At 69.0% G+C, this 23,214-nt stretch carries 23 protein-coding genes; 7 read left to right on the top strand and 16 right to left on the bottom strand.

Features of this window, described 5'->3' with window-relative positions; genetic code table 11:
- Window positions 1-43 precede the first annotated feature (43 nt).
- The 8 genes from BIX52_RS00280 to BIX52_RS00240 all read right to left on the bottom strand — a co-directional run bounded on the left by BIX52_RS00280 (window position 44) and on the right by BIX52_RS00240 (window position 9,291).
- On the bottom strand, window positions 44-1,396 hold the full coding sequence (locus BIX52_RS00280) for an adenylate/guanylate cyclase domain-containing protein (RefSeq protein ID WP_075219054.1): 1,353 nt from the start codon (window positions 1,394-1,396) through the stop codon (window positions 44-46).
- Window positions 1,397-1,852: 456 nt separating this feature from the next.
- The gene (locus BIX52_RS00275; protein ID WP_075219053.1) at window positions 1,853-3,289 is read right to left on the bottom strand and encodes a homospermidine synthase; all 1,437 of its coding nucleotides are present in this window, start codon (window positions 3,287-3,289) and stop codon (window positions 1,853-1,855) included.
- Window positions 3,290-3,476: 187 nt separating this feature from the next.
- Window positions 3,477-4,664 (bottom strand): GGDEF domain-containing protein, encoded by a 1,188-nt coding sequence (locus tag BIX52_RS00270; protein WP_157956174.1) that lies wholly within the window; start codon window positions 4,662-4,664, stop codon window positions 3,477-3,479.
- Between the two features lie 189 nt (window positions 4,665-4,853).
- Complete coding sequence (locus tag BIX52_RS00260) at window positions 4,854-5,597, bottom strand: proteasome-type protease (RefSeq protein ID WP_075219050.1); 744 nt, start codon at window positions 5,595-5,597, stop codon at window positions 4,854-4,856.
- A 228-nt stretch (window positions 5,598-5,825) separates the two neighbouring features.
- The gene (locus BIX52_RS00255) at window positions 5,826-6,692 is read right to left on the bottom strand and encodes a transglutaminase family protein (RefSeq protein ID WP_075219049.1); all 867 of its coding nucleotides are present in this window, start codon (window positions 6,690-6,692) and stop codon (window positions 5,826-5,828) included.
- A gap of 6 nt (window positions 6,693-6,698) precedes the next feature.
- Window positions 6,699-7,643: an alpha-E domain-containing protein gene (locus BIX52_RS00250; RefSeq protein WP_075219048.1), complete on the bottom strand. Its 945-nt coding sequence runs from the start codon at window positions 7,641-7,643 to the stop codon at window positions 6,699-6,701.
- Window positions 7,643-7,879: a hypothetical protein gene (locus BIX52_RS00245; RefSeq protein WP_075219047.1), complete on the bottom strand. Its 237-nt coding sequence runs from the start codon at window positions 7,877-7,879 to the stop codon at window positions 7,643-7,645. Before BIX52_RS00245 ends, BIX52_RS00250 begins: the two co-directional genes overlap by 1 nt.
- Window positions 7,876-9,291, bottom strand: a complete 1,416-nt coding sequence (locus BIX52_RS00240; RefSeq protein ID WP_075219046.1) for a circularly permuted type 2 ATP-grasp protein — start codon at window positions 9,289-9,291, stop codon at window positions 7,876-7,878. Before BIX52_RS00240 ends, BIX52_RS00245 begins: the two co-directional genes overlap by 4 nt.
- 272 nt (window positions 9,292-9,563) lie before the next feature.
- Between BIX52_RS00240 and wrbA the strand changes: the two genes are divergently transcribed.
- Together wrbA and BIX52_RS00230 are read left to right on the top strand one after the other, a co-directional pair.
- Window positions 9,564-10,163: an NAD(P)H:quinone oxidoreductase gene (gene wrbA / locus BIX52_RS00235; RefSeq protein ID WP_075219045.1), complete on the top strand. Its 600-nt coding sequence runs from the start codon at window positions 9,564-9,566 to the stop codon at window positions 10,161-10,163.
- 158 nt (window positions 10,164-10,321) lie between these two features.
- Window positions 10,322-11,050 (top strand): TerC family protein, encoded by a 729-nt coding sequence (locus tag BIX52_RS00230; RefSeq protein ID WP_075219044.1) that lies wholly within the window; start codon window positions 10,322-10,324, stop codon window positions 11,048-11,050.
- Between the two features lie 111 nt (window positions 11,051-11,161).
- Here the strand turns inward: BIX52_RS00230 and BIX52_RS00225 are convergent, their stop codons facing one another.
- Window positions 11,162-11,704, bottom strand: a complete 543-nt coding sequence (locus BIX52_RS00225; RefSeq protein ID WP_075219043.1) for an META domain-containing protein — start codon at window positions 11,702-11,704, stop codon at window positions 11,162-11,164.
- Window positions 11,705-11,989: 285 nt separating this feature from the next.
- Here BIX52_RS00225 and nuoG point away from each other — a divergent pair, with 285 nt between their 5' ends.
- The 5 genes from nuoG to BIX52_RS23170 all read left to right on the top strand — a co-directional run bounded on the left by nuoG (window position 11,990) and on the right by BIX52_RS23170 (window position 16,684).
- Window positions 11,990-14,083, top strand: coding sequence for an NADH-quinone oxidoreductase subunit NuoG (gene nuoG / locus BIX52_RS00220; RefSeq protein ID WP_075219042.1), 2,094 nt, complete (start codon window positions 11,990-11,992; stop codon window positions 14,081-14,083).
- Window positions 14,084-14,209: 126 nt separating this feature from the next.
- Complete coding sequence (gene nuoH, locus BIX52_RS00215; RefSeq protein WP_075220038.1) at window positions 14,210-15,259, top strand: NADH-quinone oxidoreductase subunit NuoH; 1,050 nt, start codon at window positions 14,210-14,212, stop codon at window positions 15,257-15,259.
- Window positions 15,260-15,263: 4 nt separating this feature from the next.
- Window positions 15,264-15,743, top strand: a complete 480-nt coding sequence (locus BIX52_RS00210) for a GFA family protein (protein ID WP_075219041.1) — start codon at window positions 15,264-15,266, stop codon at window positions 15,741-15,743.
- Between the two features lie 257 nt (window positions 15,744-16,000).
- Window positions 16,001-16,492: an NADH-quinone oxidoreductase subunit NuoI gene (gene nuoI / locus BIX52_RS00205; RefSeq protein WP_075220037.1), complete on the top strand. Its 492-nt coding sequence runs from the start codon at window positions 16,001-16,003 to the stop codon at window positions 16,490-16,492.
- A 39-nt stretch (window positions 16,493-16,531) separates the two neighbouring features.
- Complete coding sequence (locus BIX52_RS23170) at window positions 16,532-16,684, top strand: hypothetical protein (RefSeq protein ID WP_157956173.1); 153 nt, start codon at window positions 16,532-16,534, stop codon at window positions 16,682-16,684.
- A gap of 104 nt (window positions 16,685-16,788) precedes the next feature.
- Here BIX52_RS23170 and BIX52_RS00200 read toward each other — a convergent pair whose 3' ends face one another.
- The 7 genes from BIX52_RS00200 to BIX52_RS00170 form a co-directional block, all read right to left on the bottom strand.
- Window positions 16,789-17,640, bottom strand: a complete 852-nt coding sequence (locus BIX52_RS00200) for an alpha/beta hydrolase (protein WP_245803075.1) — start codon at window positions 17,638-17,640, stop codon at window positions 16,789-16,791.
- Window positions 17,641-17,642: 2 nt separating this feature from the next.
- Window positions 17,643-18,077 carry a RidA family protein gene (locus BIX52_RS00195; protein WP_245803074.1) on the bottom strand — a complete coding sequence of 145 codons (435 nt, stop codon included), beginning with the start codon at window positions 18,075-18,077 and terminating at the stop codon, window positions 17,643-17,645.
- Window positions 18,074-19,735 (bottom strand): AMP-binding protein, encoded by a 1,662-nt coding sequence (locus tag BIX52_RS00190; protein ID WP_075219040.1) that lies wholly within the window; start codon window positions 19,733-19,735, stop codon window positions 18,074-18,076. The genes BIX52_RS00195 and BIX52_RS00190 overlap by 4 nt, the downstream gene beginning before the upstream one ends.
- Window positions 19,736-19,798: 63 nt before the next feature.
- Window positions 19,799-20,986: an acyl-CoA dehydrogenase family protein gene (locus BIX52_RS00185; RefSeq protein WP_075219039.1), complete on the bottom strand. Its 1,188-nt coding sequence runs from the start codon at window positions 20,984-20,986 to the stop codon at window positions 19,799-19,801.
- A complete protein-coding gene (locus BIX52_RS00180; protein ID WP_075219038.1) occupies window positions 20,986-21,816 on the bottom strand; it encodes an enoyl-CoA hydratase family protein in 831 nt (276 codons plus the stop codon). Before BIX52_RS00180 ends, BIX52_RS00185 begins: the two co-directional genes overlap by 1 nt.
- Window positions 21,816-22,367, bottom strand: coding sequence for a MarR family winged helix-turn-helix transcriptional regulator (locus BIX52_RS00175; RefSeq protein WP_083659897.1), 552 nt, complete (start codon window positions 22,365-22,367; stop codon window positions 21,816-21,818). The genes BIX52_RS00180 and BIX52_RS00175 overlap by 1 nt, the downstream gene beginning before the upstream one ends.
- On the bottom strand, window positions 22,364-23,128 hold the full coding sequence (locus tag BIX52_RS00170; RefSeq protein WP_245803073.1) for an SDR family NAD(P)-dependent oxidoreductase: 765 nt from the start codon (window positions 23,126-23,128) through the stop codon (window positions 22,364-22,366). Before BIX52_RS00170 ends, BIX52_RS00175 begins: the two co-directional genes overlap by 4 nt.
- Window positions 23,129-23,214: the final 86 nt, after the last annotated feature.

The raw sequence follows: 23,214 nt of genomic DNA, 5'->3' as shown, positions 1-23,214 counted from the left end.
CACTCAGGTTCGGGACGGCCCGGTTGGGGGAGGGCCGTCGAGACTATTTAAGTGTGATCAGGAGGAGCGGGTTGTCGAGGCCCGTCACCCGGTGCAGGCGGCTTGGTGGCGCATCGGGGAGGCAAAATCCTTGGGCGCAGGCGCGGTCATAAGTGGCCTTGTCGGTGAGGGCGCGCGTTCCGGCCTCCTTGTTATGCTTTTCCAGCTTTGCCGCGAGGTTTACCGCGCTGCCGATGACGGTGAATTCCAGGCGGTGATCGGTTCCCACGGTGGCGGCGACGACGGGGCCGGAGGCGGCGGCGCCGTTGATGGGGAGCGTCGGGCGGCTCGAGGCGGCGAGGATGCGGTCCCATTCGGGCGCGGCGTCCATCACGGCGCAGAGGGCGGAGAGGGCATCGGCGGCGGCGGTCGGCGAGGGGCGGACGGCGCCGAAGGTGGCCATGACGCCGTCGCCCATGAATTTGTCCACCACGCCGCCGTGGCTTTCGATGATGGGGATGGTGAGGCCGTGGAAGCGGGTGAGGGTGGCGACCGTCTCGGCCGGGGCCCTGGTGGCGGCGAAGGGGGTGAAGCCGCGCAGGTCCAGCATGAGGACGGCGGCGTCGCGCGCTTCGGCGTCACCGGCGGTTGCGGCGGTCGCGCGGTCGGTGATGGCGGCGGCGACGCCGGTGCCGAAATAGCGCCTCAGGTCGCGCGAGGCGGCGCCCTCGCGCACGGCGGTCAAGAGGGTGGCGCGGGCGCGGTAGAGGGTGGCGGCGAGAACGGCGGTGACGACGACGATGGAGATCAGCTTGTCCGCCTCCGCGCCGATGAGGATGCCGGCGCCGCTCATGTAGGCGACGAAGGAGCGGGTGACGGCGGCCGGCCCCATCTCCCAGACGGCGAGGGAGACGAGGACGACCCAGCCGAGGAAGGCGAAGAGGCCCTGGGTGATGACGAAGCGCGGATCGAACCGCAGCGCGCGCACGGCGATGAAGATGAAGATGTGGGCGAAGGTGGGAACGCGCAGGGAGAAGGACGGCGGCTGACCGTAGCTGCGGTGGAACTCCCAGATGAGGGTGTAGAGCAGCAGGACGTCGGCCAGCATGGAGAGGATGAGGAACCATCCGGGCAGCGTGCCGCGATAGGAGAGGGCGAGGCGCACGAGGGTGAAGACGAAGTAGGTGCCGAGCGCCCAGGGCACCGGCTGGTCCAGCATGGCCGCGTCGACCGGGCGCGGGGCGAGGCTGTAGAGGGCGGCGAAGGTGAGGGTCAGGCCGATCTGCACCCAGGAGATCACCCGCTCCGACCGCGCTTCTTCGAGCGCCATCATGCCGGCGATGCGTGGCGGCAGGCGGTCCATCTCCTGCGGGCGCAGGCCGAGATGGGTGAACAGGCTGCGGGGCAGCGGGACCATGGCGGGCGGGCTCCGGTGAACGTCGCTTATCGCATGGGTTTTTGAACAGCGCCGCGTGTCACGGTCCATGCACGCTTTTGTGTGGCCGGCGGCTGTGTGGCCGGCGGTTGTGTGGTGGCGGCCTGTGGTGCCGGCGCCGGGGCGTGTGGTGCACGGGGGCTGCGAGGCACGGCGTGGGACGACCGCCGTGCAAGGCGGCGTGACGTGGAGCCGGGCGGCGTGACGCGCAGCCGGGTGGCACGACGCGGAGCAAGGTGGCGCGACGCGGAGCAAGGTGGCGCGACGCGGAGCCGAGTGCGCCGCCGCTGTGTCGGGCGGTGCCGCACCGTCGGGGGTGGTGGCCGTGATCGGAGGCGGGCCGCGGTGAGGTGGCCCGGCGTTGGTGCGCACGAGTGGGCGCGGGGCCGGCGCGCTTTGGGAGCGCGCCGGGTGAAGGCGCAGGCTCAGCGCACCGGTTTAGCGCACCAGGACGTTGCGGAACTGCCAGGGGTCGGCGGTGTCGAGGTCCTCGGGGAAGAGGCCGGGGCGGCCTTCCAGCGGGGTCCAGTCCGTATAATAGCCCTTCACGGGGCCGAGATAGGGAAGCTGGACCTCGAGGCAGCGGGCGTGGTCCATCTCGTCCGCCTCGACGATGCCGGCGGTGGGGTTTTCCAGCGCCCACACCATGCCGGCGAGGACGGCCGAGGTCACCTGCAGGCCGGTCGCGTTCTGGTAGGGGGCGATGCGGCGCGTCTCCTCCACGGAGAGCTGCGAGCCGTACCAGTAGGCGTTCTTGGCGTGGCCGTAGACGAGGACGCCGAGCTCGTCGATGCCGTCCTCGATCTCGTCCTCGTCGAGAACGTGGAATTTGGACTGCGGCTTGCCGTTCTGGCCGAACATCTCGTGCAGCGACAGCACGGCGTCGTTGGCCGGGTGGTAGGCGTAGTGGCAGGTCGGGCGATACTCGGGGTCGAGGCCCTCGCCGACGGTGTAGTAGTCGGCGATGGAGACGCTTTCATTGTGCGTCACCAGGAAGCCGTACTGGGCGCCAGGGGTGGGGCACCAGGTGCGAACGCGCGTGTTGGCGCCGGGCTGCAGAAGGAAGCGGGCCGAGCGGCAGCCGGAGCCCTCGGGCTGGACGCACATGTTGTCCGGCATCCACTTCTCGTGCGTGCCCCAGCCGAGCTCGGCCGGCTGCAGGCCCTCGGAGATGAAGCCTTCGACGGACCAGGTGTTCCAGAACACGTCCATCGGCTTGGGGTGCTTGGTGCGCTGGGTGTCGCGCTCGGCGATGTGGACGCCCTTGACGCCGAGCGACTGCATCAGCTTGGCCCAGCCTTCGCGGTCGGCGGGGGCGGCGGCGTCCTGGCCGAGGTCCTTGGCGATGTCGAGGAGGGCCTGCTTGACGAACCAGGAGACCATGCCGGGATTGGCGCCGCAGCAGGAAACCGCCGTGGTGCCACCGGGATTGGCCGCCTTCTCCGACCGCACCGTCTCGCGCAGGTGGTAGTTGGTGCGCGTTTCCGGCTTGGCGGCGGGGTCGAAGTAGAAGCCCGGCCACGGCTCGACGACGGTGTCGATGTAGAGGACGCCGAGCTCGCGGGTGAGCTTCATGATGTCGAGCGAGGAGGTGTCGACGGAGAGGTTGACGCAGAAGCCCTGGCCCTCGCCTTCGGTGAGGAGCGGGGTGAGGACGTCGCGATAATTGTCCTTGGTGATGGCGAGCTGCATGAAGGTGATGCCGCGCTCGTCGAGGAGGGCCTTGTCGGCGTCGGACGGGTCGATGACGACCATCCGGTTCTTGTCGTAGTTGAAGTGCCGTTCGATGAGCGGCAGCGTGCCTCGCCCGATGGACCCGAACCCGATCATCACGATCGGGCCGGAGATGGTGCCGTGGATCGGCCAGTCGCTCATGCCTGTCTCCCGCGTTGAGTTGGGCGCCGTTTAAGCCATCTCGGCCGATCATGCCACGGCCCCCCGGACGGGGAATGCGCATAGGAGAGGTTCGCCGGGGGCGGGCGCGGGTTCGCCCCGCTCACGCGGCCCGGCTCAGGCGACCTCGCCCCGCTCACGCGGCCCGGCTCAGGCGACCTCGCCCCGCTCACGCCACATGGTTGTTGCGGGTGAGGAGTTGGGACTCCGTCTGCGGGGCCGCGGTCAACTCGTCGCTGCGGCGGCCGCTGTTGCCCGGAAAGGACCGCACGATGCCGTCGGAAAAGCTTTCGGGGTCCGGCGAGATGACGCCGCGCTTGCCCTTGGCCGTGGCGAGGAAGAGCTGGCCCTCCGCCGCAGCGCGCACGTCGCCCGGCGACTGGGTGCCTTCGACATCGGCGCAGCCGATGGACACGGTCACAGGGGCCGCTGGTTTGGCGACCAGCGTCGCGCCGTCCACCGCCTCCTTCACCCGCTGCGCGACGGGCAGCGCGTAGGGAAGGCTGGCGTGCGGCAGCAGCAGCCCGAAGCGGTCGTATTCGATGGCGGTGCACACGTCCGAATCGCGGGTGGCGTGAAGGATCGACGTCGCCACCAGGGCGCGCATGCGCTCCCACTCCTTCATGCCGAGATCTTCGCGCGTCGCGGCGGCGTCGTCGATCGAGATCATGAGGTAGGAATATTGATGGCCGTAGCGCTCGTGCAGGCGCCACTGGTGCTCGAGCTGCTGTTGGAAGACCTCGGCCGGGATGGTGCCGGTGAGCGCATCGAAGAGGCGCTGCTTGCGCCGGGCGCGGGAGAAGCGGGCGCGCTTCAGCTCATGGGCGAGCATCAGGCCGAAGATGAGCGTTCCGGCCGCCGTCCACACCGCGAGCACGCTGAGCGCGTCGACGTCGCTGTCCTCGATCGGCAGCGCGCTCGGCAAGAGCGTGAGCGGCGACAGGAGCGCGCAGACGAGAACGGCCCGCCGGTCGACCTCCCAGCCGCACGCCACCCAGGTGGCGAGAACGGTGAGGCCGATAAGCACCGGCGCGACCGCCATGGTCAGCTCGTAGACGAGGTCCGGATGCTCGGCGAAGATGGTGATGAGGACGGGGCCCGGCAGCACCAGCGCCGCCGCGATCGGCCCGCCATAAAGGGTCGAGATCAACAGAAGCGGCGTGTCGATGTCGACGACGAAGGTGGAGAATTCGAGCGGCGTGAGCTCGAGGCCCATGATCGCAGCGCCCATGACGGCGCCGAAACCGACCTGGCGCCAACCGCTCGTCCCGATCCGCTCGTAGACGAACCCGAGGACGAACGCGCAGATGATGTAGATGCTGGCCGACAGCATCAGTTGCTGGAACGCGCCGATCATCGACACCCCTCGCATGATCTCGCTAACAGATGACGCGGATCATGGCCTGACGGTCTGGTCCCTGGCTGACTTCGCGGGGCAGGCGCGCGGGGTGGTGCGGCTGGCCGAGAGGCCGAGGCCTGCGCCGGCGGCAGGCGCCAAACGGGAGGCGCTGGCGCAGGCGTCAGACGGCAGGCGCAGGCGGTGCCCTCAGCGGTTGTGGCTGTAGGGCGGGTTAGGGATCGACAGATGCGCCTCTCGCAAGGCGTTCGACCACGAATCGCGCACGTGGCCGAAATAGGGGTCGCCGTCGGTGATGCGCACGTTGACCGAGCAGGCGAGGCCGTCGCGCGGCAGGATCATCGCGTCGAGGGGCATGCCGACGGCAAGGTTCGAGCGGATGGTGGAGTCCATCGAGATGAGGGCGATCTTCAGCGCTTCGTCGAGCGGGGTGTCGAAGGTCACCGAGCGGTCGATGATGGGCTTGCCGTATTTGTGCTCGCCGATCTGGAGGAAGGGCGTGTCCTCCGTCGATTCCAGGAAGTTGCCGGCGCGGTAGACCATGAAGAGGCGCAGGCGCCGCTCGCCGATCTGCCCCCCGACCAGCATCGCGCAGTCGAAGCCGCTGCCGTCCTGGGCGAGGGCCTCCGCATCACGCTCGCGCACGGTGCGCACGGCGCGGCCGGCGAACTGGGCCATCTCGAACATGGAGGTGACGGTGTAGAGCGTCTGCACGTCGCCGTCCGGACCGGGGAGGCCCTCCAGCATGTGGTTCACCACCGCCTGGGTGACGGCGAGGTTGCCGGCGGTCGCCAGCGCGATGACGCGCTCGCCCGGTACTTCGAAGATTTGCAGCTTGCGGAAGGTGGCGATGTTGTCGACGCCCGCATTGGTGCGGGTGTCGCCGACCATCACGAGGCCTTTGCGCAGAAGGAGGCCGACACAGTAGGTCATCGCTGGGGTTCCGTCGGGGTTTGCGGCGGCGGGAGCCGGGGCGCGCTCCTCTACCGCACTTCCGCACGGATCCATAGCCCGCAGTGCGATCAGGGTGGGGCGAGGCCGCGCCGGGGCTTGCCGCTGACGCACCTTTGCGACGGGGGTGGCGCCTTTCGTGGGGCGCCTCTCGTGGCGGCCGGTGGGGCCGGGCCGGTCCGGGGGGGACCGGACGCCGCCCCGTGGCGGTCAGCCCATGGACTGGGTTTGGCGGCCTTGGGTTTGGCGCATGCGGCCGCCGGGACCGGCCGAGCAATCGATGGTGACGGTGACGTCCAGAACCTCGCCGAGGCCGCCATAGATGGCGCCGCGCAACGGTGAGGCGCTCATCGTGTCGAGGCCGACGGCGACGCGGACATAGTGGTCGGACGCGGAGAGGCCGACGGTGGGGTCGAACGACACCCAGCCATAATCGGCGATGTGGACTTCGGCCCAGGCGTGGCTCTCGTGGCTCTCGCGCGGGCGGCCTTCGACGTACTGGTAGCCGGAGATGTAGCGGGCGGGCAGGCCGGCGACGCGCGCTGCGGCGACGAAGATGTGGGTGAGGTCCTGGCACACGCCGTGTCCGGCTTCGAGCGCGGCGGCGGCGGTGGTGGCGGCGTGGGTGCGGCCGGTCTCATAGGTCATCGATTCGAAGACCATGGTGTTGAGGACGTGCGCCTTGTCGAGCGGCGAGGGGCCGGACTTGGCGAGCGCGGCCGCGGCGAGGTCGCGGATCGCCTCGTCCGGCTCGGTCAGCGGCGTATGGCGCAGGTAGACCCCGACCGGCAGCCGCTCCGGCGTTCCGGCGATGATGCCGTTGTTGGGCTCCGTGTCGACCGTACCCATGGCGGTGATGGTGAGCTCGTCGCCCGGCGACAGCACCGAGAAGGTGTGCACGACGTTGCCGAACGCGTCCTCCGACCGCTTCAGGACGGCGTCGCCGGTGACGTCGATCCGCCAGGAGCGGACCGTTTGGGTGGCGGTGGATGCGGGTGTCAGCCGCAGGAGTTCGATGACCGAGTTCGGCGCCTGCTCGTAGCGGTATTCGGTCTCGTGTGTGATCGAGAGTCGCATAGGCCCCTAACGCAGGTACTGGGATTCGATGGTGGCGGACAGCCGGTTGTTCTCGCTGATGGCCGCCTGCAGGAACTCATGCAATCCGTCGCGGAAGATGGCGTCAACCGACGAATTGACGAGGCGGGCGTGGTAGGCTCTGGCGGCGCGCTGGGCCGGGCCCTGGCGGCCGTAGTCGTTGGCGAGGTCGTCGAGGAAGTCGAGCGTGAACTTGGCGCAGTTGAGGATGGAGCGCGGCAGCTCCTTGCGCAGGGTCAGAAGCTCGGCGACGCGCCAGGGGCGCAAGGAATCGCGGAACACCCACTGGTAGGCGCCGAGCGCGGAGGCCCCGCGCAGGATGGACGACCATTGGAAGTAGTCGAGGCCGCCGCCGACGGGGTCGGTATGCGGCAGGAGGACGTGATATTTCACGTCGAGGATGCGGGCGGTGGCGTCGCCGCGCTCGATATAGGTGCCGAGGCGGAAGAAGGCGTGGGCGTCGGTGCGCAGCATGGTGCGGAAGGCGGAGCCGTCGAACTTGAGGCAGGCGGCCTTCACGCCCTCCAGGAATTCGGAGAGCTGGCGCGGTGACAGGCTTTCATTGTTGTAGCGCCGAAGGTCGAGCCAGGCGTCGTTGATCGCCTCCCACATTTCGCGCGTGATGGCGGTGCGTACGGCGCGGGCGGAGCGGCGGGCGGTGGCGAGGCAGGAGTAGATGGAGGACGGGTTGTCCGGGTCGAACGCCATGAACTGGATGACATTGCGCCGGTTCGCTTCTTCGTAGCGTTCGCGGAAGAGGTATTCGCCGCCGGTCGCGATCATGGCCGATTCCCACTCGTTGGTGGTGCCGCCATAGGTGGAGGGGAGCGCGGAGAGGCGGGACGCGACGTCGAGGATGCGGGCCGTGTTCTCGGCGCGTTCGGCGTAGCGGGCGAGCCAATAGACGTCGTTGGCGACGCGCGAGAGTAGCATCAGACGAGCTCCGCAAAGTGGTGGCGCTGCAAGGGGCGTGCGGGGGCCTTCGGGGCCGCCGCCGCCGCGCGGTCGCGCGCCCGGTCAATTGAGGCGGCGATGCGCGCCGCGGTCGAAATGAGCGGGGTGAGGGTCATGCCGGCACCACGCATGAGCGGCGTGCCGGTCATGCCAGCATCATCAATGAGCGGGGTGCCGGTCATGCCAGCACCATCAATGAGCGGCGTGCCGGTCATGCCAGCACCCATGTGTCCTTGGTGCCGCCGCCCTGGGAGGAGTTGACGACCAGCGAGCCTTCCTTCAGCGCCACGCGGGTGAGGCCGCCGGCGACGGTCTTGATGCCCTTGGAGCCGTAGAGGACGAAGGGGCGCAGGTCGACGTGGCGCGGTGCGATGCCGGTCTCGACGAAGGTGGGGCAGGTGGAGAGGGCGAGGGTCGGCTGGGCGATGAACTCGTCCGGGTCCGCCTTCAGCTTGGCGCGGAATTCCTCGATCTGGTCCTTCGTGGCGGCGGGGCCGACGAGCATGCCGTAGCCACCGGAGCCGGACACGGTCTTGACGACGAGTTCGGGCAGCTTGTCGAGCACGAGCTTCAAAGCGTCGGGTTCGCGGCAGCGGTAGGTGGGGACGTTGTTCAGGATCGGATCTTCGCCGAGATAGAACTTAATGATCTCGGGAATGTAGGTGTAGACGGCCTTGTCGTCGGCGACGCCGGTGCCCATGGCGTTGGCGACGGTGACGTTGCCGGCGCGGAAGGCCGACAGGAGGCCGGGAACGCCGAGCACCGAATCGGGCCGGAAGGCGAGGGGGTCGAGGAAGTCGTCGTCGAGCCGGCGGTAGATGACGTCGACGCGCTGCGGCCCTTCGGTGGTGCGCATGTAGACGACATCGTCGCGCACGAAGAGGTCCCGCCCTTCGACGAGTTCGACGCCGAGCCGGTCGGCGAGGAAGGTGTGTTCGTAGAAGGCGGAATTGAACTGGCCGGGCGTCAGGATCACCACCGTCGGCTCGGACGGGGCGGTGCGCGGGGCGATGGACTGCAGCGTCTCGAGAAGCTCGTTCGGGTACTGGTCGACGGGCTGGATGACGTGTTCGGAGAAAAGGTCCGGGAAGATGCGCATCGTCACCTCCCGGTTCTCCAGCATGTAGGAGACGCCGGACGGGGTGCGCAGGTTGTCTTCCAGAACGTAGAAGGTGTCGGCGTCCACCCGCACGATGTCGATGCCGCACACGGGGGTATAGATGTCATGCGGCACCTTCACGCCGACCATTTCGGGCCGGTAGTAGGTGTTCTGGTAGACGAGTTCCTGGGGGATCACCCCGGCCTTGATGATTTCGCCCGCCCCGTAGATGTCGGCGAGGAAGAGGTTGAGCGCTTTGACGCGCTGTTCCAGGCCGCGGGACATGGCCGACCACTCGCCGGACGTGAGGACACGGGGGACGAGATCGAACGGGATCAGTCGCTCTTCGGCGTCTTTCTGGCCGTACACGGCGAAGGTAATGCCGATTCGGCGGAACAGCATTTCTGCTTCCCGCGACCGGGCCTTCAGCTGCTCCGGCGTGACCCCATCGAGCCACGACTTGATGATTTCGTAGGCGGGACGGGTGGTCTCGCCGGTTCCGTTCATCTCGTCGAAGAATTCAGCCATAAGTCTTTCGCGTCAGGGATGGATTTGAACGTTGGCCGCGCCCGTTTATTAAATCAAGTGTAGGGCGAGGTTGATTATTGTGCAGGGGGCCTCGAAATCCATCCCGTTCGTGTTCCGGTTGCGGGAGGGCGAGTGTGTCCGATCAGACGCCCCGCGCCAAGCCGGTGCAGGTCTGATGCGACGGGAGAGCAGTCGTCGTCGCTGCCGATGCGATCTAGGTGGTCGGGTGAGGGCGTTCGTGTAACGCCCGCAAACGACTTGGGTTTTGACGCATGGCAAAAGTTCTCATTCTCTATCACTCGACCTACGGGCATGTGGAAAGCATGGCCTATGCCGCGGCCGAGGGGGTCCGCGAGGCGGGTGCAGACGTCGTCGTGAAGCGGGTGCCGGAGACGGTGCCCGACGAATTGGCAAAATCGTCCGGCTACAAGCTCGACCAGGCGGCGCCGATCGCCGAGGTGGAGGAGCTGGCGGACTATGATGCGATCATGGTCGGCACCGGCACGCGTTATGGGCGCATGCCCTCGCAGATGGCCGCGTTCTGGGACAAGACCGGCGGGCTGTGGGCAAAGGGTGCGCTGATCGGCAAGGTGGGCGCCGCCTTCGGATCGACCGCGACGCAGCACGGCGGCAACGAGATGAACTTGCTCTCGACCATCACCACGCTGATGCACCACGGCCTGGTGATCGCCGGACTGCCCTATTCCTATGCCGGGCTGAGTGAGATGGACGAGGTGACCGGCGGCACGCCCTACGGCGCGACGACGCTGACGCGGGGCGACGGCTCGCGCATGCCGTCCGAGAACGAACTCGGCGCGGCGCGTTTCCAGGGGGCGCACGTGGCCAAGCTCGCGGCGAAGGTTGCGGCCTGAGGCTAAAGGGCGAGGCGGCGCTGACCGGCGCCGCCGGCCCCTCGCGGCAGGCGGGTGCTGCCCGCGCCTCGCGGCAGGGCGCCGCGACATTTTGTCGAGACGCGGCGGATCCCGTGCCACAGTCGCGCGTTCATTGACCGTGCGCTGATGTGGAGCTTATGGACCTTCTGACCGATCCCGCCGTCTGGGCGAGTTTTGCCACCCTTGTCGTCCTCGAGGTCGTTCTCGGCGTCGACAATGTCATCTTCATTTCCATCGTCTCGAACCGGTTGCCGGAGGCGGAGCGTGCGAAGGCGCGGCGGATCGGCCTCCTGGGCGCGCTCGGCCTGCGCATCGTGCTCCTTGCGTCGATCGCGTGGATCGTGTCGCTGTCCCAGCCGATCGTCGAGATCGCCGGGTTCGGCCTCTCCTGGCGCGACATCATCCTGATCGCCGGCGGTCTGTTCCTGATCTATAAGGCCGCGACGGAGATCCACGCCGAGGTCGAGGGCGAGGAGCATCACGAATCGGGTGGCGCGGTCGCTGCCGGCATGGCCTCGGTGATCGGCCAGATCATGCTGCTCGACCTCGTCTTCTCGATCGACTCGGTGATCACGGCGGTCGGCGTGGCGGATCATCTGGAGGTGATGATTGCCGCCGTGGTGTTGGCCGTGGCGGTGATGATGCTGGCCGCGGGGCCGATCGCCGAGTTCGTGTCGCGCCATCCGTCCACCAAGATGCTGGCGCTCGCCTTCCTGGTGATGATCGGCATGGCGCTGGTGGCGGACGGGTTCCACTTCCACGTCGAGCGCGGCTTCATCTATGCGGCGATGGTGTTCGGCGGCTTCGTAGAGCTTCTCAATCTGGTGCGCGGGCAGCGGCGGAAGAAGCCGCGTCTGCCGGCCTGAGAGCGGGCCTGTCCGCGGCGGCAGGCGGCGGACCGTTGGAGCAAAGGCCACGCATGCGCGGCCTTTGAAGATGAGGCCGGGCGCAGGACGCGTCCGGCCTCGTTTGCGTCGTCAGAAGCGGCGCAGGCGGATGCGGGCGCGGCCGCGGCTCGAAAGGACGAGCGCCTGGTTCTCGCCGGTCTGCACCTGGTCGACCTCGGAAAGGGCGCGCATCAGCGCATCCTCCCACGCCTGGTCGTGGCCGCAGAACATCCGCGTCGAGACGATGCGTTCGATGATGATGTCGTCGCCGCGCTTGGCGTAGCGCCCGTTGAAGGAATTGCAGACGCCTTGGCCGACGATCTGGCCGTCGGGCGCGAAGTCGATGCGGACGCGGTCGCGCACGGCGGCGGGCGCCACCTCGCGGTCCACCGCGACGAGGCGCCACGACCCGTCGACGACGATGGGCGGGCGGCCGGGTGCGGGACGTCCGGGCGTCGGCCCGGCGTGGCCGGGAGGCGGGCCGCCGTGCCACTGCGCCAACTGAAGCGTGGCGGTCGCGGCGGGCTGCGCCGTGAGGGCGGGCGCCGTGAGGGCAGGTGCTCCGAGGACAGGCGCTGCGGCGATGGCCGCGGCGGCCAGGATGGCGCACCATGTGAGGGGCCGAAGGGTCATGGCTCGTGTCTCCCTGTGTGCGGGCGGGGACCGCTGCCGCACCGGCGCCGGGGCCGTGATGGCGGCGCCACGTGTTTGCCCTTCTCATGGGCCGGAAGCCATGAATGGGACGTGAAAAAAGGCGCCTGCGGGCGTGCGTCGCTGCCAGTTTGGCCTTAGTTCAATGTGGAAGGCGTTGCCGTGGCGCGCAATTTGGGTGATGACGTGCTACGCGCGTCGGGACCGATCCCGTTGTGCGGACCTGCGCGAACCGCGTACCGGCGCGACCTTGTGGTGTGAGGACCTATGGCCAATCTGATCATCGACGGCGAAGAGATCGAGGTGCCCGATCACTACACGCTGCTCCAGGCGTGCGAGGCGGCCGGCGCCGAGATCCCCCGTTTCTGCTATCACGACCGTCTGTCGATCGCGGGCAACTGCCGCATGTGTCTCGTCCAGGTGGTCGGCGGACCGCCCAAGCCGGTGGCGTCCTGCGCCATGGGCGTGAAGGATCTGCGCCCCGGCCGCGACGGCACCCCGCCGACGATCAACACCAAGACCGAGTTCGTGAAGAAGGCGCGCGAGGGGGTGATGGAGTTCCTCCTCATCAACCACCCGCTGGACTGCCCGATCTGCGACCAGGGCGGCGAGTGCGACCTGCAGGACCAGGCGATGGCCTACGGCGTCTCCGGCTCGCGCTTTGCGGAAAACAAGCGCGCGGTGGAAGACAAGTACATCGGCCCGCTGGTCAAGACGATCATGAACCGGTGCATCCAGTGCACCCGCTGCGTGCGCTTCGTGACCGAGGTGGCCGGTGTTCCGGACCTCGGCGCCATCGGCCGCGGCGAGGACATGGAGATCACCACCTACCTCGAAAGCGCGATGCGTTCCGAGCTGCAGGGCAACGTGATCGACCTGTGCCCGGTCGGCGCGCTGACCTCCAAGCCCTACGCCTTCCAGGCCCGCCCCTGGGAGCTGACGAAGACCGAGACCATCGACGCGATGGACGCTGTCGGCACCAACATCCGGGTCGACGTGCGCGGGCGTGAGGTGATGCGCATCCTGCCGCGGATGAACGACGCGGTGAACGAGGAGTGGATCTCCGATAAGTCGCGCTTCATCTGGGACGGGCTGAAGAGCCAGCGCCTCGACCGTCCTTACGTGAAGGAGAACGGCCGTCTGCGCGCCGCGACCTGGGGCGAGGCCTTCGCCGCCATCGCCGCCAAGGTGAAGGGGGCGCCGAAGGAGCGCATCGCCGCGCTCGGCGGTGACATGGCGACGGCCGAAGAGTTGTTCGCGCTGAAGGACCTGATGAACCGCCTCGGTGTCGCATCGGTGGACTGCCGCACGGACGGTGTGCCGCTGGACCCCGCCAAGGGCCGCGCCTCTTATCTGTTCAACCCCACCATCGCCGCCCTGTCCGAGGCGGATGCTGTGCTGATCGTCGGCGCCAATCCGCGCTGGGACGCGCCGGTGCTGAACGTGAAGCTGCGCCAGGCTTGGCTGCGCAACCGCGCCACCATCGGCCTGATCGGCGAGAACGTGGACCTCACCTACCCCTACCGCTATCTCGGTGCGGGCGGCGCCTCGCTGAACGATCTGGGCGAGTTCCGCGACGTTCTGGCCGCGGCCGAGCGTCCGGTGATCATCGTCGGCCAGGCCGCGCTGACCCGTGAGGACGGCGCCGCGGTTCTGGCCGCCGCCGCCCAACTCGCCGAGGATGTCGGCGCGGTGAAGGACGGGTGGAACGGCTTCGGCATCCTGCACACGGCGGCCTCGCGCGTCGGCGGGCTCGACGTCGGCTGCGTTCCGGCGCCGGGCGGCAAGTCCGGCAAGGAGATCCTCACCGCGGGCCGCACCTTCGACCTCGACGTTCTCTTCCTCCTCGGCGTGGACGAGATGGACGAGCGCCAGCTGGAAGCGCCCTTCGTGGTCTATATCGGCACCCACGGCGACCGCGGCGCCCATGTGGCGGACGTGATCCTTCCGGGCGCGGCCTATACCGAGAAGTCGGGCACCTATGTCAACATGGAAGGCCGGCCGCAGCGGCTGACCCGCGCGGCCTTCGCGCCGGGCGACGCGCGCGAGGATTGGGCCATCCTGCGCGCCCTGTCGGCGCAGCTCGGCGCGCAGCTTCCCTATGACAGCTTCGCCGCGCTGCACCGGGCGATGGTGGACGGCGCTCCGCACCTCGGCGCCACCGACCGGGTGACCGCGGCCGACCCCTCCGGCGTCGCCGCGCTGAAGGACGGGGCCGGGACGATCGGTGACGGGCCCTTCATCAACCCGATCCGCGAGTTCCACCTGACGAACCCGATCGCCCGCGCGTCGAAGGTGATGGCCGAGTGTGCCAAGCTCTGGCACGACCAGCACATCGCCGTGGCCGAGGCGGCGGAATAAGGATGCCGCCGCGCCGCCCGACGGGGGCCGGGCGGCGGCCTTCCCGCCGGCACATGCCGATCAATCTTGCGAAACCGCCGCTAAAGGTTCAGGACCAGATGTGCCGCGGACGACTAGGGACCGATGATGCCTGACTTTTGGAGCACCTACATCCTGACCCCCCTCATCATCGCGCTCCAAAGCGTCTTGCTGATGGTGGTCCTGCTCGTGATCATCGCCTACATCCTGCTCGCCGACCGCAAGATCTGGGCGGCGGTGCAGATGCGGCGCGGACCCAACGTGGTGGGCGCCTTCGGCCTGTTCCAGTCCTTCGCCGACCTGACGAAGTTCGCGCTGAAGGAGCCGGTCATTCCCGCCGGGGCGGACCGGATCGTCTTCCTCCTCGCCCCGCTGGTCACCACCGCCTTGGCGCTGACCTCGTGGGCGGTGATGCCGGTGGCCGACGGCTGGGTGATCGCCGACATCAATCTCGGCGTCCTCTTCGTGCTGGCGATTTCCTCGCTCGGCGTCTACGGCGTCATCATGGGCGGCTGGGCGTCGAACTCGAAGTACCCGTTCCTCGGCGCGCTCCGCTCCTCGGCGCAGATGATTTCCTACGAAGTCTCCATCGGCCTCGTCATCATCACCGTCCTGTTGTGCGTCGGCTCGCTGAATCTGAGCCAGGTCGTCTATGCGCAGGAAACCGGCCTCGCGACGATGCTGGGCGTCCCGTGGCTGACCTTCCTCAACTGGTACTGGCTGCCGCTGTTCCCGATGTTCGTGGTCTTCTTCATCTCCGCGCTGGCGGAGACGAACCGGCCGCCCTTCGACCTGCCGGAAGCCGAATCGGAACTCGTTGCCGGCTTCATGGTCGAATACGGGTCGACCCCGTACATGATGTTCATGCTGGGCGAATACGTCTCCATCGCGCTGATGTGCTCGATGACGGCGATCCTCTTCCTCGGCGGTTGGCTGCCCCCGTTCGGCTTCGCGCCGTTCACCTGGGTGCCGGGCATCATCTGGTTCCTGCTCAAATCCTTCGCGGTCTTCTTCATGTTCGCGATGGTGAAGGCGATCGTCCCGCGCTACCGCTACGATCAGCTCATGCGCCTCGGTTGGAAGGTGTTCCTGCCGCTGTCGCTGGCCTCGGTCGTGGTCGTCGCCGTGGTCCTCAAGCTGACCGGCTGGCGCGGCTGATCCGGTGATCACGGGAGCGTGCCCTTGCGGAGCGCTCTCGTTTTCCATCGACGGTGCCGCCGCGTGGACGGTCTATTGTCACTGCGGGGAGTGCCGCGACGCGAGTGGCGCTCCGGTCACCTTGTGGGCCGGCTTTCCGGTGGCGGCGGTTGCCGTGTCCGGCGTCGTCTCATGGCGGCCGGGCCGATCGCTCTGGGTGACGCGCGGCTTCTGCGCCGTGTGCGGGGCGCACGTCCTCTACCGTGACAGGTCGATGGTGCGTGAGGAGCTCTACATCAACGGCGCGTTCGTGAGCGAGCCGGATAGGGTGGTGGCTGAGGCGCATGCGTTCTGGAGCGAGCGCGTGACCGGCGTGGGGGTCGACGACCGCCTTCCGACGTTCGACACCTATTCGCGGCTGCGCCTGCCTCGCACGGACCCGGCGGACATTGCCGGCGGCGCGCGCGCCGAGATCGTCAAACGACCGCGCGGGCCGCTCCATTGAGGCGGCAGCGGGAGGGCCGTCGACACGCGATGGGGCCGCGTGGGACGACGCGTCGGCCGGGTGCGCCCGCGGCCGCGTCGCAGGGGGTGGCGACAGCGGGCATGGGGGCGCGGCAAACTGCATCAAGGCTGGCGTCGACGCCGGAAAAAATTGGGCTTTCCGGCGGCGGCGAGCCCCTTCGGGTCTATTCGGCGTTGCAGCCGCGGCCCATTCGCGCCAATTAGAACACGTCTACGTCCGAACGGATCGAGTTGATCATGGCCACGCTTCAGGGCACCGCGAAGTCCATCTTCCTGACGGAGTTCGTCTCCGCCTTCTTCCTGGGAATGCGGTACTTCTTCAAGCCGAAGTCGACGGTGAATTACCCGTTCGAGAAGAACCCCATTTCCCCGCGTTTCCGGGGCGAGCACGCGCTACGCCGCTACCCGAACGGCGAGGAGCGCTGCATTGCCTGCAAGCTGTGCGAGGCGGTGTGCCCGGCCCAGGCCATCACCATCGAGGCCGGTCCGCGCCGTAACGACGGCACCCGCCGCACCACGCGGTACGACATCGACATGGTGAAGTGCATCTATTGCGGGCTGTGCCAGGAGGCGTGCCCGGTGGACGCCATCGTCGAAGGCCCCAACTTCGAGTTTTCGACCGAGACGCGCGAGGAGCTGCTCTACAACAAGGAGAAGCTGCTGGCGAATGGTGACCGTTGGGAGCGTGAGATTGCGGCCAACATCGCCGCCGACGCGCCTTACCGCTAAGCCGCGTCCGTTCGTTCGCCCGCCCGCCGGTCCGCGCTCATGAGCAAGAAGATCCCCGCCGCGAAGAAGACGCCCACGGCTGACCCGCGCGGCAAGCTGGAGGCGATGGGGACCGGCATGGCGATCACCCTCGGCGGCCTCGGCGTCGCCGTGGTCGTGGTGCTGACGGTCCTGTCCTACATCTTCGGCTGATCCACGCCGCTAGGCGCCACCCATCGCGCTCGGCCGCGGCGTTGAGGGGCGCCGCGCGATGCGGGCGCCCCAGGGGTCCGGGTGCCGGTGCGGGGCGGAGGCGCCTATTCGCGCGTCAGCGTCTCGACCATCGTGCTGGAGGGATCGAGCAGCGAATCGACCACGTCGAAGTGGTGGCGGCCGGGAAGCTCTATCGCCCGCGTGATCGCCCCCAAGCCGTGCCACACATTGGCGAGCAGCGCGTTCTGGCGACGGAACTCGGTCAGCTCCGCACCGCCGACGATGCAGGTGAGGTCGATCCCCGAACGCGGCTCCAGCAGGCAAGGGCTCTCGGCGCGGGCGGTCGCAAGGTCGAGGCCGAGGATCTCGTTCATCGACCCCGGAATGAGGCAGCGCAGGTCATGCACGCCGCTGATCGACACGGCGGCGCCGATGCGCGCCATCGTCTCCGCCCGCAGCGGCGCGCCTTCGCACAGCATGCGCGTGACGAGATGCCCGCCCGCGGAGTGGCCGGAGAGGTTGATCGGCCCTTGGATCTCACCAGCGATGTGGTCGAGGAAGGCGCCGATCTGGCGGGTGATGTCGGGGATCTTCACCTCGGGGCAGAGGGTATATTCGGGCATCGCCACCGCGAAGCCGCGCGACAGGGCGCCGGCGGCAAAGTGCGACCAGTTGCCGATCGCCTGCGCCTTCCAGTAGCCGCCGTGGACGAAGACGGAGAGGCCTTTCGGCGTTCCTTCGGGGAGGAACAGGTCGTAGTGCTGGCGCGGGGCGGGGCCGTAGGGGACGGCGAGTCGCGTGCGGCCGGCCGCGCCCAGCGTCTCGCGAAAGGCTTCCGCCTCGCCCGCCCAGCGCGGCGTGTAGGATCCGGCGTCGATGATGACGGCGCCGTTGTCCCATGCGGCGTCGATGTCGGTGACGGGGTCACCGCCGGTCCAGATCCAGTCTTCGGTCACGTTCAGGCTCCTTGCGGGCGGTCCGGCACGATGGCCGTCGCCTCGATCTCCACCAGCGCCTGGGGTTCGACGAGATTCGAGACCTCCACCAGCGCCATCGCAGGATAGTGGCGGCCAATCACCTCCCGGTAAACCGCGCCGAGATCGGCGAGCGAGGCGCGGTAACCGTCGACCGAGCGCACGTACCAGGTGAGGCGGGCGATGTGCTGCGCCTCGCCGCCCGCCTCCGCCAGTACGGCGAGGACGTTCTGCAGTGCCTGGCGGACCTGGGGGACGAAGCCATCGGCGAACGTCTCGTCCGCGTCCCAGCCGATGAGGCCGCCGGTGAAGACCAGTGTGCCGCGCCCGGCCATGCCGTTGGAGTAGCCCTTCGGCTTCTTCCAGCCCGGCGGTTGCAGCACGGTCAGCGTGCCGGGTTTGGGGCTGGGCTCGCTCACGACAATTCTCCCTCGGTGGCGGGTTCGGCCGCAGCGCGCTGGCGCAGGGCGAACCTCTGCAATTTGCCGGATTCGGTCTTGGGCAACGCGTCCACGAAGGCGACGGCGCGCGGATATTTGTAGGGCGCCAGCTCCGCCTTCACGTGGTCCTGCAGGGTTTTGACCATGGCCGCGTCGGCGGCGGTGAAGCCGTCCCGCAGCACCACGTAGGCTTTGACGATCATGCCGCGCTCGGCGTCCGGCGCGCCGACGACGCCGGTCTCGGCCACGGCGGGGTGGGCGAGGAGCGCGGCTTCCACCTCGGGCCCGGCGATGTTGTAGCCGGAGGAGACGATCATGTCGTCGTTGCGGGCCTGGAACCAGAAGTAGCCGTCGGCGTCCTGGATGTAGGTGTCGCCGGTGATGTTCCAGCCGTTCTCGACGTATTTGGCCTGCCTCTCGTCGGCGAGGTAGCGGCAGCCGATGGGGCCCTTCACGGCGAGGCGGCCGGGTGTGCCGGTGGGGGCGGGGTTGCCGTCCGCGTCCAGCACCATCGCCTCGTAGCCGGGGACGGGCTTGCCGGTGGCGCCGGGGCGGATGTCCTCCTCGCGCGCGGCGATGAAGATGTGGAGCATCTCCGTCGCGCCGATGCCGTCCATCAGGGGGAGGCCCGTCGCGGCCTTCCACGCGTCGAAGGTGGGGCGCGGGCAGGTTTCCCCTGCGGACACGCATTTGCGCAGGGAGGAGAAATCGTGGGTGGCGGCGAGCGGGATCATCGCCCGGTAGGCGGTCGGCGCGGTGAAGGTGATGGTGGCGCCGTATTCGGGGATCGCGGCGGCAAGGTCCGGCGGGCCAGCCTTTTCGAGCAGCACCGCCGAGGCACCGACGCGGAAGGGAAAGAGCACCAGCCCGCCGAGGCCGAAGGTGAAGGCGAGCGGAGGTGAGCCGATGAAGACGTCCGACGGCTCGGCGCGCAGGATCTCCTTGGCGTAGCCGTCGCAGATGACGAGGAGGTCGCGCTGATAGTGGATGGTGGCCTTGGGCATCCCCGTCGTGCCGGAGGTGAAGCCGAGCAGGCACGGGTCGTCGGCGCGGGTGGGCGCGGCCTGGAACGGCCCGGTGACACCGTGGAGCATGGCGCCGAGTTCGCCGCCGCTCCCGTCTCCCACCGTCCCCTCCCATGTCACGATGCGGCAGGGCTTTTGCGCCATGTCGGCGGCGCGTTGCATCTCGGTGATCAGCTTGGCGTCGCAGAAGGCGAGGCCGATCTCCGCCTTGTCGAGCGCCTTGACGATCTCGCCCGCGCGCAGCAGCGGCATGGTGGCGACGACGATGCCGCCCGCCTTGATGATCGCCATGTAGAGGGCGACCTTGGTGGGGTTGTTGGCCGATCGCAGCAGCACGCGGTTGCCGGGCACCATGCCGAGCTTTTCGGTCAGCACGCGGGCCATGCGGTCGATCATGGCGGAGAGGTCGGCGTAGGTCCACGCGATGCCGCCGGGGGCCTTCAGCGCCATGCGGTCGCCGCGCCCTTCGGCCACGTGCCGGTCCACCAGCTCCACCGTGGCGTTCAGCATCTCGGGATAGCCGAGCCGGTCGAGGTTGATGAAGTCCGGCTGCTGGTGCGTGGGCGGCAGATTGTCGAGAACGAAGGTGTCGACGTGACAGGACGACGGCATGACGCCTCCAATCGGCTAGGGCATCCCGCGCTTTTCAGAGCGCGGACAAGATGCGCTGACGTTTCAAGAGCGCGCGGGCTCGGCGAGGAGCTGGCGGGCGATGATGAGCTTTTGCACTTCGGTCGCGCCCTCGTAGATGCGGAGGGCGCGGATATCGCGGTAGAGCGTTTCGACGACGCCGCCGGAGCGCACGCCCTCGCCGCCGTGGAGCTGCACGGCGTGGTCGATGACCTTTTGGGCGTTCTCGGTGGCGACCATCTTGGCCATGGCCGCCTCGCGGGTGATGCGCGGGGCGCCCCCTTTGCGCACGATGTCGTCCCGTGTCCAGGCGGCGCGGTAGACGAGGAGGGCGGCCTCGTCGATGGCGGTCGCCATGTCGGCCAGCGTCGCCTGGGCCAGCGGCAGGTCCGACAGGGTGCCGCCGAACATGGCGCGGGTGCGGGCGCGGGTGAGCGCGGCGTCCAGCGCGCGGCGGGCGAACCCCAACGCCGCCGCGCCGACGGTGGTGCGGAAGACGTCGAGCGTCGCCATCGCCACCTTGAAGCCCGCCCCGGCGGCGCCGACGCGGTGGGAGGCGGGGACGGTGACGCCGTCGAACGACAGGCGCGCGAGGGGATGGGGGGAGATCGTCTCCAGCCGCTCCGCCACGGTGAGGCCAGGCGTGTCGGCGGGCACCCAGTAGGCCGAGAGGCCGCGGGCGCCGGGCGCCTCGCCGGAACGGGCGAAGACCACGTAGGAGTCGGCGATGCCGCCGTTGGAGATCCAGGTTTTTTCGCCGGTGAGCCGCACGCTGTCGCCGTCCGGCGTGGCACCATTTGGCGTGGCGGCGAGGGCGAGGGCGGCGACGTCGGACCCCGCGTCCGGCTCGGTGAGGGCGAAGGCGGTGATCGCGGTACCGGCGCGGGCGGCGGGGAGCAGCGCGGCCTTCACCTCGTCGCCGCCGAAGAGGGTGACGGCGCCGGTGCCGAGGCCCTGCATGGCGAAGGCGAAGTCGGCCAGCGCGTCGTGCCGGGCGAAGGTCTCGCGCAGGAGGCACAGCGCCCGCACGTCGAACACGCCGTCTTCGGGTACGGCGTAGGCGAGAAAACCCGCCTCGCCCAGCGCTGCGACGAGGCGGCGGCAGGAGGCGTCGGCGTCGTGATGGTCGACGAGGCCGGGGACGGTGGCGGCGGCCCATGCGTCGGCGCGGGCGGCAAGCTCGCGGTGGTGCGGCTCGAAGAAGGGCCAGTCGAGGAAGGTGCGGTCGGCCATCAGTTGCCCTCGAACACCGGCTTCTGCTTCGCAGCAAAGGCGTTGAAGGCGCGGGTGAAGTCACCCGTGGTCATGCAGAACGCTTGAGCCAACGCCTCTGCGTCGATCGCCTCGTCGACGCCCATGGCCCATTCCATGTGCAGCATCTTCTTGGTGATGCCGTTGGCGAAGGTCGGCCCGGCGGTGATGGCGGCGGCGAGCTCCTCGGCCGCGGTCAGCGCCTCGCCGGTGCCGGTGAGGCGGTTGAAGAAGCCCCAGCGCTCGCCCTCCTCGGCGGGCATGAAGCGGCCGGTGTAGAGAAGGTCCGAGGCGCGGCCCTGGCCGATGATGCGCGGCAGCATCGCGCACGCCCCCATGTCGCACCCCGCGAGGCCCACCTTGTTGAAGAGGAAGGCGACCTTGGCGCCCGCGCCCGCAACCCGCAGGTCCGACGCCATGGCGATAATGGCCCCCGCGCCGGCGCACACGCCCTCGACGGCGGCGATGACCGGCTGCGGGCAGGCGCGCATTTCTTTGACGAGATCGCCCGTCATGGTGGTGAAGCGGTGGAGATCGGACGGGGTCATCTTGGTGAGCGGCTCGATGATCTCGAACACGTCGCCGCCGGAGGAGAAGTTGCCGCCCGCCCCGGTGACGATGACGGCCTTGATGTCCGTGTCGTGACGCAGCGCCCGGAAGGTGTCGCGCAGTTCGGCGTAGCTGTCGAAGGTGAGCGGGTTTTTGCGCTCGGGCCGGTGGAGGGTGACGGTGGCGACGGGGCCGGCGACGCTCCATCCGAAGTGGCCGGGGGTGAAGCCCGCCAGCGGCGCGGCGATCGGGTTCTGGTGCATCAGGCGTCTCCGGTCGGCTTCTGGGGGGGCGGCGCTGCGGTGGCGGACGTGACCGAGGCCTTGAGGTCGCCGAGGCGGCGGTAGAGGTCGGCGACGTCGCTTTCGCCGAGGCCTGCGAGGAGTTCGGCCACCCAGCCGGAGTGTTCCTCCGCCATGGCGGCGAAGGCGGAGCGGCCTTCCGCGGTGAGGCGCACGCGGGTGGCTCTGCGGTCCGTCTCCGGCGTTTCGCGCACGATGTGGCCTTCGAGGGCGAGCCGTTCGACGAGGCCGGTGACGTTGCCGTTGGAGACCATCATGCGGCGCGAGAGTTCGCCGAGCAGGATGCCGTCCGGCGCGCGTTCGAGCTGGGCCATCAGGTCGAAGCGGGGCAGCGTTGTGGCGAAACGCTCGCGCAGGCGGCGGCGGATTTCCGCCTCGATGAGGTTGGAGACGGCGAGGAGCCGCAGCCACAGGCGCAGCTCGTCCGAATGGTCCGGGTGCGCTTCGACGATGGCGGTCACGTCGTCGGCGAGGGCAGCGGCCTGGGGCTGGTCGGGGCTTTGGGTGCTCATGTCTCGCCTCCGTCGACGGCGATGGTTTGGCCGGTGACGCTGGCGGCTGCGGGGCTGGCGAGCCACAGGACCGCCGCGGCCACCTCGTCCGGCGCGATGAGGCGGCCCATGGGGTTCACCTTGGTGAATTCGGCGAGGAGGTCGGCCGGGTCGCGCCCTGTCTTTTCGGTCAGCGCGGCGATGGATCCGGCGACGAGGTCGGTGTCGGTGAAGCCGGGGCAGACGGCGTTGACGGTGATGCCCGTGGTGGCGAGTTCGGCGGCGAGCGCGCGGGTGAGGCCGACGGCGGCGTGCTTGGCCGCCGTATAGGCCGCCACGTAAGGGTAGCCCTTCAACCCCGCGGTGGAGGCGATGGTGATGATCCGGCCGGAGCCGCACGCCTTCATGGCGGGGACGACGGCCTGGGCCGCGGTCAGCACAGGTTCGACGTTGAGTGCCATCATGGCCCGCAGCGCGTCGACGGTGATGCGGGAGAGGGGGGCGGTGCCGGCGCCGCCTGCGTTGTTGACGAGAACGTCGATCGGGGCGGCGTCGGCGGCGGTGTGGATGGCGGCGGTGAGCGCCGCAGCGTCCGTCACGTCGGCGGCGACGCTGGCGGCGGCGCCGAGCGTGGTGGCGGCTGCGGCGGCGCTGTCCGGCGTGCGGCCGAGCACGGTGACGCGGGCCCCGTCCGCGACGAAGGCCGCGGCGATGGCCCGGCCGATACCGCGTGTGGCGCCGGTGACGAGGATATGGCGGGGGTGGGTCAGTGGCGCGCTCACGTATGTTTCGGGCGGCTGATGTTTGAAGCCTAAACTATATTGTCGCGGCTCCGCAAGCAGAACGCGGCGGCGCGCCGCCGTCGCGG

The organism is Acuticoccus yangtzensis, assembly GCF_001927245.1.
Taxonomy (GTDB): Bacteria; Pseudomonadota; Alphaproteobacteria; order Rhizobiales; family Amorphaceae; genus Acuticoccus; species Acuticoccus yangtzensis.
Note: the sequence above shows the minus strand (reverse complement) of the source record. Positions and strands in the feature narration are given on the sequence as shown.